The following is a 16407-nucleotide window of genomic DNA, read 5'->3' as shown; positions in this document are numbered from 1 at the left end:
GATACCGGTGTAGTATTCGGTTATAATGACGATCATGACGGTCAGGATCAAACCGATCAGGGTGCAGTAGTAGATGTTCATGGCGCTGATGCCGGGGATGTCGGCCATGAATTTATTACATGCATAGTAAAACGCCACGGCTGCGATGACGGCGGAACCGAACATGCCTTTGTAAAGCGCGCCCATGATGTAGCCGCCACTGCCCAGGCGGACGAAGAAAACGGCGATCATGGAGGCAATGATGGAGATGGCACCGAGAATCAGCGGAAACTCGGTAGCCATTTGGAGTTTGGGGAAGAGTAGGTGGCCGATGAGCATGGCGGCCACGGCGGTGACGGCATAGGTGTCGCCGACATGGTCCGCGACGGTCGCCGGATTACGGACGTCATCTTCGGGGATCCCGGCCTCGACTTTGCCGACCAGGTCCGCACCCACGTCGGCACCCTTGGTGAAGATTCCACCGCCCAGACGGGCGAAGATGGAGATCAGGCTGCCGCCGAAACCGAGGGCGACCAGGGCAATGACGTCGTGGGTGGCGGTGTAGTAACCGGCCACGGAAGTCAGCGCCAGACCGGCGACGATCATACCGGTAACGCTGCCGCCTTTGAAGGCCATGGAGAGGCCGGCGGCCATGCCTTTTTTGGCTGCTTCAGCCGTACGCACGTTGGCCAGGACGGAAACGCGCATGCCGATGTAGCCGGCCATAAATGAGGCCACGGCACCAATCATAAACCCGAAAGCGGTCTTGGCACCCATGGTAACAAAAATAACTCCAAAAATGATGATGCCGGCAATGCCCATGCTTTTCAGCTGGCGGTTCAGGTAGGCAATGGCACCTTCCTGAATGGCGCCGGCAATAGCCTGCATCTTCTCGTCTCCGGCAGGCGCGCCTTTGACGATACCGGCGAGGATGATTGCAAAAAGAACACCAACAGCGCCGACCAACGTACACACGAGCGGTATGTTGTTCATTACAACGTCCATTCTTTCCTCCATTCAATGTTTAACGTGAAGTCTAAGGTTTGCGGTTAAACCGATTCATGGCATCCTTTGCTCCCTCACAAAGGATCGCTGCGGCAGCCTCGATGGCCCGTGACAGAAAAGGCTCCAGCATTGTCCGTTGACTGGCATCGAACTCCTCCAGAACATAATCCACCACCCCAATGTCGCCTTCCGGCCGCCCGACGCCCATTCGCACCCTCACGAACTCATCGGTCTCCAGGGCGTCAATCAGAGACCTCAGTCCATTGTGTCCTCCATCCCCCCCTTTCTCTTTGATTTTCAATCTTTCATAAGCAAGGTCGATGTCATCGTGGATGACGACCATATCCTCGCATTGAATCCCGTGGGTGTGGACGATGTTGCTCACCGGACCGCCGGACCGATTCATATAGGCCGTCGGCTTGGCAACCAGCACCCGGACGCCGGCGATACGTCCTTCGGCGATTTGTGCATTGATCCGGCTGCGGCAGGCAATCAACCCGTATTTGCGTATCAGCCGGTCTACGGCCATAAACCCGATGTTGTGGCGGGTCGCTGCATACGACGGGCCCGGATTGCCGAGCCCGACGATCAGATGATATCTGTTTTCAGCCTTCATGGCCATGGCAGCCCGCAGCGGGATACAATTGGCCGCCCATCATGAAGTCTCTATTCGGCCGCCGGTTCTTCAGCAGCCTCGGCACCTTCTTCACCCTCTTCTTCGCCTTCCTCTTCAGCCTCCACTTCCTCCTCTTCCCCGGCTGTCGGGCTGAGGATGGTCAGAATCGTGAAGTTGACATCGGCCGGAATCTCGACAGCTTCGTCCTCCGGAAGGTCTTCAACGTGAAACGAGTCGCCAATTTCAAGGTCGGTGATATCGATGGTGATGTTCTCGGGAATCTGATCGGGCAGGCAGAAGACTTCCAGTTCCCGGCGAATGATCTGCAGCATACCCCCCATCTCAACGCCGGTGCTCTTGCCGGTGGTGACCACGGGAACCATGACTTTGATCTTCTGATCCATGCTCACTTCATAAAGGTCCAGGTGAAGCACGGTCCGGGACAGGGGATGCTTCTGCAGCTCTTTGATCATGACGTTGCGGACGGCATCGGCCCCTTCAATTTCCAGTTTCAGCAGTTTCTGCGCAACGGCGCCGGATTTGAAAATGGGCTCCAGTTCCAGCCGGTCGATGGCCAGCTTGATCGGTTCGGTTTTGGGGCCGTATAAAATGGCGGGAATTTTGCCTTCCCGCCGAAGAACTCTTGAAGGTCCGTTACCCACGGCCTCCCGTTGACTTGCTTTTAAATTCATTATTTCCAACGATCTTTTCCTCCTTAAAGAATATTACACGAACAGGGACGTTACCGAATCCCCGGTGTAGCTTCTGATGATGGCTTCCCCCACCAGGCTGGAGATGGAAAGCACTTTGATTTTATTGCAGGCTGCTGCATTCTCGTTAAGCGGAATGGTATCCGTGCAGACAACGCTGGTAATGGGCGAGGCATCGATTCGGTCCACGGCCGGCCCGGAAAGCACCGGATGGGCACAGCAGGCATGGACTTCCCGCGCCCCGCCGTCCATAATCACGTTCACGGCTTCGGTAAGGGTTCCGGCGGTATCGATCATATCGTCCTGGATAATGACGGTCTTGTCTCTCACATCACCGATGATCGCCATGGCCCGGGCTTTGTTGGGAGCCGACCGCCGCTTGTCCACGATGGCCAATCCGGCATTGAGCCGTTTGGCAAAGGCACGGGCCCGCTCCACGCCACCGGCATCGGGCGATACAATGACCAGGCCTTCATCGAAATTGGACTTGATGTATTCCAGAAGCACCGGGGCCGCGTAGAGGTTGTCCACGGGAATGTTGAAAAAGCCCTGGATCTGTCCGGCATGCAGGTCCATGGTGATCACACGGGTGGCACCGGCAGTCGTCAGTAAATCGGCGATGAGCTTGGCGCTGATAGGCACGCGGGGAGCCACTTTCTTGTCCTGGCGGGCATATCCGTAATAGGGGATCACGGCGGTGATTCGACGGGCCGAGGCCCGTTTCAGGGCATCCACCATGAGTAGCAGTTCAACCAGATTGTCGTTGACCGGGTGGCAGGTGGATTGAATGACAAAAACGTCTTTGGTCCGCACATTTTCATCGATCTCGATCTGAATCTCACCGTCACTGAATCGCTTCACGACCGCGCCACACAGCGGCATCCCCAGGTATTCGCCAATCTTACATGCCAGATCCGGATTGGAATTGCCTGTAAAAACACAGAACTTTTGTTTTTTAGCTGTCACTTTCTGAACGCTACTCCTGTTCGATGAGATTGGCTGGGGCGGGAGGATTCGAACCTCCGAATGCAGGAACCAAAATCCTGTGTCTTACCGCTTGACGACGCCCCAGCAGAAAAATGCCGGTGTCCTGAGTCCGGACTTCGGCAACAACCGGCACTTAGATCAACAGATCCGCGATATAAAGCGTCCAGTTTTTGTTTTGCTGATTGTCACACAAGGCTGTACAAACTGAAATGGCTCGTTCGGGGTCCGCAAACAGCCCGAACACCGTTGATCCGCTGCCGGACATCATGGCCCCGGCCGCTCCATGTGCCAACAGCAAGCGCTTTATGTCTCCGATGACCGGAAACGCCTTTTTGGTCACCGGTTCCAAATCGTTGACCAGATGCTCATCGACGTTGAAAAGTCGGCCATCAAAGTGGAATTTACTAAGTTTTTTTTCGTCTTTTGTCAATCTTAAATTCAGATTTTTGTAGACCCAGGCGGTTGATACCACCTCGTTGGGATAGACCAGCAGCGCCGTCCATGGCGTCAGGTAAGGAAAGGGTTCGAGCCGGTCGCCGATTCCTGTGGCCAGTGCCGGTCGGCCAAGTATGAAAAAAGGGACATCGGCACCGAGGCGCGCGCCCATGGCCATGAGTTCCGGCCTGGAAAGCGGCCTACCGAAATAATCGTTCAAGGTATACAGAACAGCAGCGGCATCGCTGCTGCCGCCGCCAAGCCCGGCACCCACGGGTATTTTTTTATCTATATGGATGGTCAGGCCGGATACCGGCGGTGTATTGCCCGCGTAAACGGTCTGCAGAAACAGATGCGCGGCGCGGGCCGCCAGGTTGGATTCATCTTTCGGGACGCCGGGATGATCGCAGTCGATAACCATCCCTTTTCCGCCAGCGCTCAGGGTCAGGGTGTCGTAGAGAGCCAACGGGCACATGAGCGTGTGTAGGTCATGATAGCCGTCGGGTCGTTTGCCGATGATACGGAGAAACAGGTTGATCTTCGCCGGTGCTTTTACGTGAAGCGCTTCCATGCCTGTTGATAGCCGTGTTTGGCTACGCCTTCTCTTTCACGTATTGGATCCGCAGATCGTAAAGAATGTTTTTTAGCATCCCCGCCTCATCGACGTCCAGGTTGCCCTTCGTCTTTTCTTCGAGCATGGAAAGGATATCAATGGTCTGTTTGGCCAGCGGCAGGTTCTTGGTTTTCTCGCCGGTCATCGGGTCCTCGATCATGCCCAGTTGAACGAGGGCCGATGAATTGAGGGAAAAGATAAAAGTGGCAAAATTGAGGGTCGGCAGGGACGCCGCTGCAGTGGATTTGGGTTGGTCAGCCGGACTTGATTTGCCGGTTTTTTCCTGCTTTTCGTCTGCCATGGGAAACGCTCCTTTAAATGATAGAAACCACTAGAATTCCAGCGGGGTAACGGTCTTGACCAGAGAAAGATGCCGCATTTCCTCCACCACATCCTCCGGGATGGGGGTATCGGTGGTCAGAAAAATGATGTTGCGATCCCCCTCCTCCTCCTGGCCAACCTGCATTCTGCCGATATTGATGTTGTGCCGGCCCAGGGTGGTGCCGATTTCACCAATGGAGCCTGGCTTGTCGATGTTTTGAATCAAAGCCATGTGGCCGTGGGGTATCATCTCCAGCCGGAACTTGTTGATCTTGACAATCCGCGGGTCCTTTTTCCCGAAGATCGTGCCTGACACCACGCTCTCCATCTCGGTGGTAATCGCCCGGACCGTGATCTGGTTAACATAGTAATCTGACTCGGCGCTGCTGGTTTCGGTCACCTTGATGCCGCGCTGCTGGGCCATGACATGGGCATTGACAAAGTTCACGTCATCCTTGACTACCGGCGTCAGGATCCCCTTGAGCACAGCCGTCGACACGGGGGAAAGATCCAAATCTTTGAAATCACCGTGAAATTCGACGACCACCTCCTTGATGGGACCGCGGACCAGTTGCGCCTGAAGGCATCCCATCCGGTCGGCCAGGGTGAGATAGGGTCCGATCTTTTCCAGCACCTCACCGGTCACCGAGGGCATGTTCACCGCATTGGCCACGGTGCCGGCGGTCAGAAAATCGATAATCTGCCGGGCAATGGCCACGGCCACATTGGTCTGGGCTTCCCGGGTGGAGGCACCCAGGTGGGGCGTACAGATCACCCGCTCATGAGTGATCAGGGGGGACTGCCCGGGCGGCTCGGTCTCGAAGACATCCAGCGCCGCACCGGCCACTTTGCCGGAAACGATGGCATCGTAAAGGTCGCTTTCAACAACGATCCCGCCGCGTGCGCAATTGATGACCATCACACCGGGTTTCATTTTATCGAAAGCCTGCTTGTCGATCAAGCCGACGGTATTTTTAAGCTTGGGCACATGCACGGATATATAGTCGGCCCGCTCGTACAGCGTGTCCAGGTCCACGCTCTCGAACCCTGCTTTTTGAATCTGGTCCGGGGTGACATAAGGGTCGTGGATGATCACGTTCATCTTCAATCCGCGGGCACGGTCCGCCACGATGGCGCCGATCTTTCCGTATCCGATCACGCCCAGCACCTTGTTGAAGATCTCCCGGCCCTGAAGTTTTTTCTTCTCCCAGCGCCCGTCCCGCAAAGAGGCCGTTCCCGTGGGGATGTTGCGGGTCAGGGCCAGCATCATGGCGATGGCGTGCTCAGCCGTAGTCACCACATTTCCCGTGGGGGTATTCATCACCACCACCCCGCGCCGGGTGGCAGCCGGAATATCGACATTGTCCAGGCCGATGCCCGCCCGGCCCACCACCTTGAGCCGTGTGGCCACCTGCAAGAGATCTTCGGTCACCTTGGTAGCGCTTCGGATGACCAGGGCGTCATAATCGGCGATGATCGCCTTGAGCGCCTCCGGCTCCAGACCGGTCTTCACATCCACATGAATACCTGGAGCATCCTGAAACATTCGGATTCCATCTTCACCCAGATTGTCACTGACCAGCACCTTCATTCGAACATCCTTAGTTATGAGGGTTGATGAGTCATCCCCCCTGTGCGAACCATTGTGAATGAACCCGCTGACGGACCCGAAGCCATTGTAAAAACCGACCCTCTCTTATCAGCGGGAATTGCCAATCGTCGCGTTGGAGATGATGGAACAAGCTTAAGCGGCCTGTTGTTGGGAGCGCATTTTAGTTAAATCCGGTTGAACATTCAACCCATATTTTGGCTGTTCGATCGGCCGTCCGCCACACCTGTCAGCACCAAGGTTCCACGGCAGCCTGTTCGTTGCTTAAGATCGGCCGCCAGGTAACGGTGTAATGAATGTCGGTTTCCTGGTACCGTGGGGTAAAAACAGCCACGTAAAGCGCACCGGGAAGGTCGGTGAATGCCTCGACCCACAGCACGTCATCCACATCGAGATCGAAATCCCTGCAGATCCGCTTTCCGATGCTTTCGGCACAGCTGGTCTTGAAAATGCCGCCCTCCAAGCGAAAGGCCAACACGGCATAGGGACGGATGTGAGGATGCATGGGGTCGCCTGATGAAAAATCGACGATCTTCACCCGCCAGGTGCAGGCATGGGCCGTGGTCGCCCCTGGGTCCTCCTTTCGTTCCAGCATGTAGGTGCCGTCGAAGACAATCATTCCTCCCCCTTTTTAAAACCGATGGCGCGTCAGGTACCACTCTAAATAATCAGGCAGCTGACGGCAAACCTTTTTTCAGGCCATCACACTTGATTTACGGTGTTGAGGCGACCGAATCGATCGTGCGATCATCCGGTTGCCGCCTTGACCATCCGACGGCATTTTGGTATTGCGCCCTCCTTGGTTGATGGCCCCGCTGCACCAACGCTGACACGGCACTTTTTTTTAAACTAAGGGTAAGCACCATGCTGATCACAGAAATTCTGGCCAGAAATGCCAGAATGTACGGACCGGAAACCGCCCTCATCGAACGGGAACCAGCAAAAAATCAACGGATTGAAATTACCTGGAAAACCTTTGACGACCAAGCCAATGCGATAGCCCAGGCATTGATGGCCAGGGGCGTAAGGAAAGGGGATCGTGTCGTTCACCTGATGATGAACGGCATCCAATGGCTGCCCGCCTATTTTGGCATCCTGAGAACCGGCGCCTGGGCGGTTCCATTGAATTTCCGGTTCGTCGCCAATGCGATCGCCGCGTGCACCCGCACCGCCGAGGCAAAGGCATTCATCTTCGGCGAAGACTTCATTGACCGGGTGACAGAAATCCGGGTCGAAATTGAAAACAGTGTCCGAACCTTCATCTTCGCAGGCCCGCAAGACAAATGTCCGGCGTGGGCGGAGTCACTGGACCGGCTCATTGCGGACCATCGGGCTGAAGACCCGGGGGTGGTTATAGACATCTGTGATGATGCAGCGCTATACTTCACCTCGGGCACCACCGGCACACCCAAGGCCGCCCGCCTGACCCACCGGAACCTGGAGCACGCCTGTTATGTGGAGAACCGCCACCACAACCAGACCCACGCGGACAACTTCCTGTGCATCCCTCCCTTGTACCACACGGGAGCCAAGATGCACTGGTTCGGCAATTTCATCATGGGAGCAAAAACGGTCATTCTCAAAGGCATCGAACCCCGATGGATTGTAGAGGCCATCTCCCAAGAGAAGATCACTATCGTCTGGCTGCTGGTGCCCTGGGCCATGGACCTGCTGTTGGCCATCAAAAGCGGCGAGCTCAAATTGGAGAACTACCACCTGGACCAGTGGCGGCTCATGCATATCGGCGCCCAGCCGGTTCCCGCGAGCCTGATCAGGGAGTGGCGCAAGATCTTTCCCAATCACCAGTACGACACCAACTACGGCCTCACCGAAAGCACCGGCCCCGGCTGCATCCATTTGGGAATGGAAAACATGCATAAAGTGGGAGCCATCGGTCTACCCGGTTTTGACTGGGAGTTTCGGATCGTCGACGTCCAATTCCGCCCGGTAGCCCCGGGAAGTCCGGGAGAACTGATTATCAAGGGGCCCGGCGTCATGAAGGATTATTATAAAAATCCCGAGGCCACGGCCGCTGCAATCGTGAATGGCTGGTTGCTCACCGGCGATGTGGCCCGGCAGGACGAGGAGGGATTCATCTGGCTGGTTGACCGGAAAAAAGATGTGATCATCACCGGTGGCGAGAACATCTACCCGGTAGAAATCGAGGATTTTCTCATGAATCATCCTAAGATCCAGGATGTGGCGGTGATCGGCCTGCCGAGCCTCAGGCTGGGAGAGATCACCACAGCCATCATCAAGGCAAAGCACGGCTGTGACCTGACCAAGGCGGAAGTGGATGCCTTCTGCAACACCCTGGCCCGCTACAAGCGCCCTCGTAAAATCATTTTCGGCGAGGTCCCGCGGAACCCAACCGGCAAGATCGAAAAACCAAAACTGCGCAAACGATACGCAGGGCAAAAGGACACCTTCGCGACGTGACAGGCAGCCGGCCCGTTGTCGGATTTGCGGATCTTTACCGCAGCGTCACCGGTCGCACCGTTCCCGTCGCCTGCAGCGGGGGTAATCACTCGCGGTGGCGGCTTGACCCGTGATGATTCGGTGCCTTGAACCCTTCAACGCCGGGCAGCGCTTCTTGTGATCATTCGCCTGGGCTGATACGCCGGAAAGGAAAAACCCGCAACCGTTAACCGGTGCGGGTTTTTTCGATCTCCGGGGCAGGTATTGCCCCCCCTTTGGGGGTTGGATCTACTTTTTGTCTTTAACCTCTTCAAAATCGGCATCCACCACGTCGTCATCCGCACCGGCACCCCCGGTATCCGCACCGGCATCGGGTCCAGGGCCGTCCGCACCGCCGGCACCCGCCTCGGAGGCCTGCTTGTACATGGCTTCAGCCACCTTGTGCGACGCCTGGGTCAGCTCTTCGCTCAACCTCGAGATCTCCTTGACATCGTCGCCTTCCATAGCCTTTTTCAGGGCAGTCGAGGCAGCTTCGATTTTGCTGCGGGTCTCGGCATCAACCTTTTCCCCGAGATCCTTCAATGATTTTTCAGTCGAATAGATAAGCGTATCGGCATGGTTTCTGGCTTCAACCAACTCCTTTTTCTTCTTGTCCTCATCCGCATGCAACTCGGCATCTTTAATCAGCTTTTCAATATCCTCTTTGGAAAGGCCGCTGGATGCCGTGATCTGAATGGACTGCTCTTTACCTGTGGCCATATCCTTGGCGGATACATTGACGATACCGTTGGCATCGATGTCAAACGTCACCTCGATCTGTGGAACGCCGCGCGGGGCAGGCGGGATACCAACCAGTTCGAACCGCCCCAGGGTCTTGTTGCTTGCGGCCATCTCGCGCTCGCCCTGGAGCACGTGGATGGAGACCGCCGGCTGGTTGTCCGCCGCCGTGGAAAAGACCTGACTCTTGCGGGTCGGGATGGTGGTGTTCTTCTCGATGAGCCGCGTCATGATCCCACCTAAGGTTTCGATGCCCAGGGAAAGCGGTGTGACATCCAGCAAAAGCACATCCTTCACATCGCCCTTTAACACACCTCCCTGAATGGCCGCACCCAGCGCTACCACTTCATCGGGGTTTACCCCCTTGTGGGGCTCTTTTCCGAAAATCCGTTTCACCCGCTCATGGACTGCCGGCATGCGCGTCATGCCGCCCACCAGGATGACCTCGTCGATCTCGCCGGTGGACAGGCCGGCGTCTTTCAGAGCGGTCCGGCACGGCGGCTCCAGCTTGTCCAGCAGATCGGCAACCAGTCCTTCCAGCTTGGCCCGGGTGATCTTTACATTCAGGTGTTTGGGCCCGCTGGCGTCGGCGGTAATGAATGGCAGGTTCACATCGGTTTCCATGGACGAGGAGAGTTCCATCTTGGCCTTTTCCGCTGCCTCCTTGAGCCGCTGCAGGGCCATTTTGTCGTTTCTCAGGTCGATACCCTGGTCTTTTTTGAACTCGTCTGCCAGAAAATCGATAAGCCGCAAATCGAAGTCCTCACCGCCCAGATGAGTATCGCCGTTCGTGGCCTTGACTTCGAAAACCCCTTCGCCGATCTCGAGGATGGAAATATCGAAGGTGCCGCCGCCCAGGTCGAATACGGCAATCTTCTCTTCGCTGCGCTTGTCGAGGCCATAGGCCAGCGAGGCAGCCGTGGGCTCGTTGATAATGCGCAGCACATTGAGGCCGGCAATCTTTCCAGCATCTTTGGTGGACTGGCGCTGGCTGTCGTTAAAGTATGCCGGAACGGTGATCACCGCATCCGTCACCGGTTCACCCAGGTAGTCTTCGGCGTATTTCTTGATGTGTGCCAGGATGAACGATGAAATCTCTGCCGGGCTGTGGAGTTTGCCCCTTAAATCGATGCGTACGTCACCATTTTCCGCCTGTTTTATGTGGTAGGGAAGAATCTTGATGTCATTTTGAACCTCGGCGGAGGAATACTTTCTGCCGATAAGCCGCTTGACCGCAAAAACCGTGTTTTCCGGGTTGGTGATGGCCTGCCGCTTGGCGATCTGCCCCACCGTCCGCTCTCCGCTTTCGCTGACTGCAACGATTGAGGGAGTAGTGCGGCCGCCTTCCGGGTTGGTGATCACTTTGGCGTCGCCGCCTTCCATAATGGCCACACAGGAGTTGGTGGTCCCGAGATCAATTCCGATAATCTTGCCCATCTGATGTTCCTCCTTACCTTCAACGATCTTTGAAATAGTATTGTATTAAGCGTTAGTATTAACCGTTTTTTCGGGTGACTGCCCGTTCTGGGCGACCTTTGAGACCACCACCATGGCGGGCCGAAGCAACCGGTCATGAATCAGATATCCCTTTTGAAATTCCTGAACCACCGTGTTGGGCGGCTGATCGGCACACTCCTCCTGGCACATGGCCTGGTGAAAGGCCGGATCAAAGGGCTCGCCCAACGCATGAATGGGGCTGACGTAATGTTTTTCCAGAATTTTCATGATCTCTGCAAGTGTCAGGGCGACACCATCCACCAGACTCTGACCGTTTTCATTTTCCGAAGCGGCCGAGGCGATCGCCCGTTCCAGATTGTCCACAACCGTAAGCAGTTGCCGGATCAGGTTTTCGTTGGCGTATTTTTTGAAATCATCCAATTCACGGGCGGCCCGCTTTTTGTAATTCTCGAGTTCGGCGGCCATCCTGAGCATGCGGTCGCGGTTTTCAATGGCTTCGGCTTCCGCTGCCGCGAGTTTTTCCTCAAGATCTGCTGATGGACCAGCGGTATCCAGAGTTTCATCGGCTGCATCGTCAGGGCTCGAAGGTATTGATGGGTGGTCTTGCGGCGTTTTATCGATCTCTTCCTCAATCACAATTTTTTTCTTTGGTGCCATCAGCTCCTGTGTCTCCTGGTTTCACTGGATTTTCTCACCTTCGCGGCCGGTGGGTTCCCGGTCCGTCCGAAACGCTTGAATTTTAAGCTGTTGGCTCCGACCGGGTCCGCAAAGTTGATAGAAAATAAGACCAGATGATGGCTTGTCAAGGACCAGTCCGGCCTTCTCCACCTATAAATATTTAGTTGTAAATCTGATGGGTTGGACCAATACCTGGGGAGGTCACCCCTGCCGCGATGCGATTGTTCTGCACGACTTGACGGCGTTGCGCACCCCCGGTCGCATCCTACAGGAATCGGCGAAGGCGACGTCGGATGGAACAGGCCGCACGATGGGTCACTGGATTTTTAGACGGGGGCATGGACGACATGAAACCGGACAACGCTCGATAACAGATGAGATGGTTGTGCACCCCCCGTCGAACTGATCCGAAAAATCTGAGCCAAAGCATGACCGGGATCGATCCACGACACAGACCGCATCCCTTATCGCTGCTTCCTTCCGGACCTGACGAGGTTCGAGACCGTCTGTTGCGCGGCGGCCGGTCAAAATGGCCTGATTTTCTCGGGATTAACCCTAAGGGGGGGGTTCAGCCCCGCATGAAGCGGATTTCGGGTACAGGGCACCGCTGGCTCCCCGCCTAGCACAACCGGTGCCCCTATAGTATGATCCCGGCTCCTTTATCAAGAACTAAGTGCACATCTCTCGGATTCGCGGTTCAATCGACCGCATACCTTCGGCCTGCAGCTTTAGATGAGCGTTCGGCGCGATGGGCCATTCACTTTCCGGGAAACCCTTTGTCATCAATCGCTCTGCCGAGCCTGCGGTATTGACTTCCCTTCGGTCATGCAATAAATCAGGAGGTGCAGCTTGTTAAGCCCCCCACATCCATCGGGAGGAAGATAATGGCACGAACCGTTACCGCGATCACTTTACTGGTTGCCCTGCTGTTCACGGCAGGCTGCGCGGCCGTCGTTGTTGGTGCCGGAGCTGGGGCCGGCGTGTATACCTGGATCAAGGGGGAATTGATCCGCTCCTACGCCAAGGACTTTTCCCACACCGAAAAGGCAACCATCCAGAGCCTGGATTACCTGAAGATAACCATCGATGAGAAGACCCAGACGGGCAGTGAAACCACCATCAAGGCGCGCCAGAGCGACGGTTCCCCCGTGACGGTAAGCATCCGGACCGTGCGCTACGATATGACCGAAGTGGCTGTCAGAAGTGGTTATATCGGCTACTGGGATCGGAAAAACGCCGAACTGATCCATGCCACCATTCTCAACACCATCTGAGACAAAGCGCCTACTAACCACGGTTGAGCGGACACTGGCCGGCCATCATATGACGGCTCCGGGAGATCGGGTGCTGGTGGGCGTTTCCGGCGGACCGGATTCCATGGCACTGCTCCACTTGCTTAGCCGGCTGGCACCCGATCTGAAGATCCGGCTGGGGGTCGCCCATTTGAACCATTGCCTGCGGGGAACATCCGCAGACAGGGATGCCCAAGTGGTTCGCCGGGCAGCCGAGGCCCTTCACTATCCCTTTCACGTCGCCCGCGGCCGGGTATTAAAGGTGAAAGAGAAACTGGGACTCTCCCTGGAAGAAGCCGCCCGTCGGGTTCGCTATGCGTATTTTAAAAAGACCATGTCCGAGGCCGGGTACAATAAGCTGGCCCTTGGCCACCAGTCGAATGACAACGCCGAACAGATAATCATGGCCCTGTTGCGCGGAACTGGCCCACGCGGGCTCTCGGGCATCACTCCCGTGCGGCAAGGATTCATTATCCGCCCCCTGATCAATGCCAGCCGCTCCCAGATCGAAGCTTACGTTGAACAAGAAGGTATCGCCTTTGCCCGGGATGCGTCAAACAATGATCTCCGGTTTTTGCGCAACCGCATCCGGCATCATTTGCTGCCACTGATGGCATCCGACTACAACCCGCGCATCCAGGCCAACCTCAATCAGCTGGCCGATGTGATGAGAATTGAGGAAGATTGGATTGACGGGATAACGGCTGCCGAATACAGAGAAACGACCCTTGCACGCACCAAGGGAGCCATCACGCTCTCTGCCGAAGCCGTCGGTCGGAAGCATCCTGCCCTGGCCCGCCGCCTGGTCCGAAAAGCATTGGCGGATCTCACCGGCACCCTTCGATGGATCACCTTCTCCCACGTCCAATCCGTGTTGCACCTGTTGACGGACGACCGCGGAGTAAAAGAAGTCCACCTGCCCGGTGGCATCCACGCCGGGCGAGCCGATGGCCGGCTGACGTTGACAATGGCAGCGGGCGGCCACCGGAGCGCCGTCGAATCGCCAAGTGAAAGAAAGCCCGCATCACCGACGGAAATCGCCACGCCTTTTCCCCCCGCCGTTGAAATCAAGGCAATGGGTATCGGTCTGCGCTTTTCCACCTGCCGGCCGGACCAGTTGCCGCGATGGACCGAGGTTGACCGTTGCCTGGCCTATCTCGACCTGGATCGTATAAGCCTTCCGTTGACCGTGCGCCCCGTGAATCCCGGTGATCGCTTTACCCCTTTAGGTGCCAGCGGCTCCCAGAAACTGAAAAAATTCTTCATCGACCACCGAATCCCCCGGCAGGCCCGGGCCTTGGCACCGGTGCTGACGGACAGACAGCGCATCATCTGGCTGGTGGGACAACGTATTGATGATCACGTAAAAGTGACGACGGCAACCTCTCAGGTGCTGAAGGTTGAATTTTTCTTGCTTGACACCCGATGATGGTTAATATGATCCTAAAACAAAATCAGGAAACTCTATCGCGTTAGTGAAACACATTGAGGAGGAAACCGCTTTTGAATCCATTTTACAAGAACCTGGCCCTGTGGCTGGTCATCACCTTGATGATGGTCATGCTTTACAATCTGTTCAATCAGCAGCAGCTCGCGCAGAATGACATCAGCTACTCGGAGTTTCTGGCGATGGTCGAGGCTGACCGGGTGTCGGAAGTTACCATCCAGGGCCAGGAGATCCGGGTGACCGACCTCAATCGCAGCCATTTTAAGATTTATGCGCCCCAGGATCCCGCCTTGATTCAGCGGTTGAAGGACAAGGGGGTAACCATCATTGCCAAACCACCGACCGAATCCCCCTGGTACATGTCGGTTCTGGTTTCCTGGTTCCCCATGATCGTACTCATCGGCGTGTGGATCTTCTTCATGCGCCAGATGCAAAGTGGCGGCGGCAAGGCCATGTCCTTCGGCAAAAGCAGAGCCCGCCTGCTTTCCGACCAGCAGGAGAAAGTCACCTTCGAGGACGTCGCCGGCATTGATGAAGCCAAGGAGGAATTGGGAGAAATTGTTGATTTCCTGAGGGATCCGAAAAAATTCACCCGCTTGGGCGGGCGAATACCCAAGGGCGTTCTGCTCATGGGCCCTCCGGGGACCGGCAAGACCCTGTTGGCCCGGGCCATCGCCGGTGAGGCAGGGGTTCCGTTCTTCAGCATCAGCGGCTCCGACTTTGTTGAAATGTTCGTCGGCGTGGGGGCTTCCCGGGTGAGGGACCTTTTCGTGCAGGGCAAGAAAAACGCCCCTTGCATTATTTTCATCGATGAAATCGATGCAGTCGGCCGCCACCGCGGCGCAGGACTGGGCGGCGGCCACGACGAGCGGGAACAAACCCTGAACCAACTGCTGGTGGAGATGGACGGTTTCGAATCCAACGAAGGGGTCATTCTCATTTCCGCCACCAACCGTCCCGATGTGCTGGACCCGGCACTGCTTCGCCCCGGTCGCTTCGACCGCCAGGTGGTGGTGTCGCTGCCGGACATCAAGGGTCGAGAGAAAATCCTGCGTGTGCACATGAAGCGCACCCCCATCGCTTCGGACGTGGATCCGGTGGTACTGGCCAAGGGCACCCCCGGATTTTCCGGCGCCGATCTGGAAAACCTGGTCAATGAAGCTGCCCTGCTGGCCGCCAAGCGGGACAAGGAGCGGCTGGACATGATGGATTTCGAGGACTCCAAGGACAAGGTCTACATGGGTCTCGAAAGGAAATCCAAAGTGATCAGGGAAGAGGACCGGCTGACCACAGCTTACCACGAAGGCGGCCATGCCCTGGTGGCCCGCTTCATCCCCGGCACCGATGTGGTCAATAAGATCACCATCATCCCCCGGGGGCGGGCCGCCGGCGTAACCTGGTTTCTGCCGGAAGAGAGGGACTTTCGCTACAAAGATCAGCTGGAAGCCGAACTGGCCATCGCTTTCGGCGGACGCGTGGCCGAGGAAATTGTTTTCAAGCGCATCAGCACCGGTGCCTCCAACGACATCAAGAAAGCCACGGAACTGGCCCAGCAGATGATCCGCAGCTGGGGCATGAGCGAGTCCCTTGGGCCGCTCTCTTTCGCCAAGGATGAAGAGCAGGTGTTTCTGGGCAGGGAGATCGCCCAGCACCGCGACTACTCGGAAGAGACCGCCCGGAAAATCGATTCGGAAGTCAACCGCCTGGTGATGCGCTCCTATGAGCGTGCCCAGGCGGTATTGACCGAACACCTTGACGTGCTGCACAAACTGGCCGAACAGCTTCTCGAAAAAGAGACCATTCTGGGTGCCGAACTGGATGAGATAATCCGCCAGGTGCGGCCGGGTATCCAGCTTCCGGACAAACCCGGCGACAAGGACGACGCTCATGATGGCACCGCCCCGTCAGCACCGTCGCCAAACGAAGCATCGACGGCAGACAACGCGGCGGCAGATCAGGCGGACCCTCCCAGCGGCAGCACACCGCAGGAGACGGATTCGGGCGATAACCCTGAGCCGCGATAGCACGCCGTACGGCAACCGGGATCATCACGACGTAAAGG

General features: G+C 56.6%; 14 protein-coding genes, 1 tRNA gene and 1 other RNA gene. 4 read left to right on the top strand and 12 right to left on the bottom strand.

The features are described 5' to 3' along the window. From ACZCED_RS10595 to ACZCED_RS10555, 9 genes are all read right to left on the bottom strand, one after another. A partial coding sequence (locus ACZCED_RS10595) for a sodium/proton-translocating pyrophosphatase (RefSeq protein WP_464860759.1) occupies window positions 1–984 on the bottom strand: 984 nt, incomplete at its 3' end. Between the two features lie 31 nt (window positions 985–1015). After that, entirely contained in the window at window positions 1016–1600 is a 585-nt protein-coding gene (gene pth / locus ACZCED_RS10590; protein WP_462970119.1) for an aminoacyl-tRNA hydrolase, read from the bottom strand. 50 nt (window positions 1601–1650) lie between these two features. After that, window positions 1651–2292 carry a 50S ribosomal protein L25/general stress protein Ctc gene (locus ACZCED_RS10585; RefSeq protein WP_462970118.1) on the bottom strand — a complete coding sequence of 214 codons (642 nt, stop codon included), beginning with the start codon at window positions 2290–2292 and terminating at the stop codon, window positions 1651–1653. A gap of 33 nt (window positions 2293–2325) precedes the next feature. Continuing rightward, window positions 2326–3276 (bottom strand): ribose-phosphate diphosphokinase, encoded by a 951-nt coding sequence (locus tag ACZCED_RS10580; RefSeq protein ID WP_462970117.1) that lies wholly within the window; start codon window positions 3274–3276, stop codon window positions 2326–2328. A 30-nt stretch (window positions 3277–3306) separates the two neighbouring features. After that, window positions 3307–3381 (bottom strand) — tRNA-Gln (locus tag ACZCED_RS10575). 49 nt (window positions 3382–3430) lie between these two features. Then, entirely contained in the window at window positions 3431–4303 is an 873-nt protein-coding gene (gene ispE / locus ACZCED_RS10570) for a 4-(cytidine 5'-diphospho)-2-C-methyl-D-erythritol kinase (RefSeq protein WP_462970116.1), read from the bottom strand. Window positions 4304–4325: 22 nt separating this feature from the next. Further along, window positions 4326–4646, bottom strand: coding sequence for a DUF1844 domain-containing protein (locus tag ACZCED_RS10565; protein WP_462970115.1), 321 nt, complete (start codon window positions 4644–4646; stop codon window positions 4326–4328). A gap of 30 nt (window positions 4647–4676) precedes the next feature. After that, window positions 4677–6257: a phosphoglycerate dehydrogenase gene (serA, locus tag ACZCED_RS10560; RefSeq protein WP_464860758.1), complete on the bottom strand. Its 1581-nt coding sequence runs from the start codon at window positions 6255–6257 to the stop codon at window positions 4677–4679. Between the two features lie 247 nt (window positions 6258–6504). Continuing rightward, complete coding sequence (locus ACZCED_RS10555; RefSeq protein ID WP_464860757.1) at window positions 6505–6894, bottom strand: hypothetical protein; 390 nt, start codon at window positions 6892–6894, stop codon at window positions 6505–6507. A gap of 245 nt (window positions 6895–7139) precedes the next feature. Between ACZCED_RS10555 and ACZCED_RS10550 the strand changes: the two genes are divergently transcribed. Continuing rightward, the gene (locus ACZCED_RS10550) at window positions 7140–8714 is read left to right on the top strand and encodes a class I adenylate-forming enzyme family protein (RefSeq protein WP_462970112.1); all 1575 of its coding nucleotides are present in this window, start codon (window positions 7140–7142) and stop codon (window positions 8712–8714) included. Window positions 8715–8981: 267 nt separating this feature from the next. Here ACZCED_RS10550 and dnaK read toward each other — a convergent pair whose 3' ends face one another. The 3 genes from dnaK to ffs all read right to left on the bottom strand — a co-directional run bounded on the left by dnaK (window position 8982) and on the right by ffs (window position 12234). Continuing rightward, entirely contained in the window at window positions 8982–10934 is a 1953-nt protein-coding gene (gene dnaK, locus ACZCED_RS10545) for a molecular chaperone DnaK (protein WP_462970121.1), read from the bottom strand. A gap of 18 nt (window positions 10935–10952) precedes the next feature. Next, complete coding sequence (gene grpE / locus ACZCED_RS10540; protein ID WP_462970111.1) at window positions 10953–11585, bottom strand: nucleotide exchange factor GrpE; 633 nt, start codon at window positions 11583–11585, stop codon at window positions 10953–10955. Window positions 11586–11989: 404 nt separating this feature from the next. Next, window positions 11990–12234: signal recognition particle sRNA large type (ffs, locus tag ACZCED_RS10535), an RNA gene on the bottom strand. 256 nt (window positions 12235–12490) lie between these two features. On the opposite strand from ffs, the gene ACZCED_RS10530 reads away from it, so the two are divergent. From ACZCED_RS10530 to ftsH, 3 genes are all read left to right on the top strand, one after another. Then, on the top strand, window positions 12491–12880 hold the full coding sequence (locus tag ACZCED_RS10530) for a DUF3568 family protein (protein WP_462970110.1): 390 nt from the start codon (window positions 12491–12493) through the stop codon (window positions 12878–12880). 49 nt (window positions 12881–12929) lie between these two features. After that, window positions 12930–14327, top strand: a complete 1398-nt coding sequence (gene tilS, locus ACZCED_RS10525) for a tRNA lysidine(34) synthetase TilS (protein ID WP_464860756.1) — start codon at window positions 12930–12932, stop codon at window positions 14325–14327. Window positions 14328–14401: 74 nt separating this feature from the next. Beyond that, window positions 14402–16369 carry an ATP-dependent zinc metalloprotease FtsH gene (ftsH, locus tag ACZCED_RS10520; protein ID WP_462970108.1) on the top strand — a complete coding sequence of 656 codons (1968 nt, stop codon included), beginning with the start codon at window positions 14402–14404 and terminating at the stop codon, window positions 16367–16369. The last annotated feature ends 38 nt before the right edge of the window (window positions 16370–16407 follow it).

This window comes from Desulfosarcina sp. (assembly GCF_055467485.1).
Note: the sequence above shows the minus strand (reverse complement) of the source record. Positions and strands in the feature narration are given on the sequence as shown.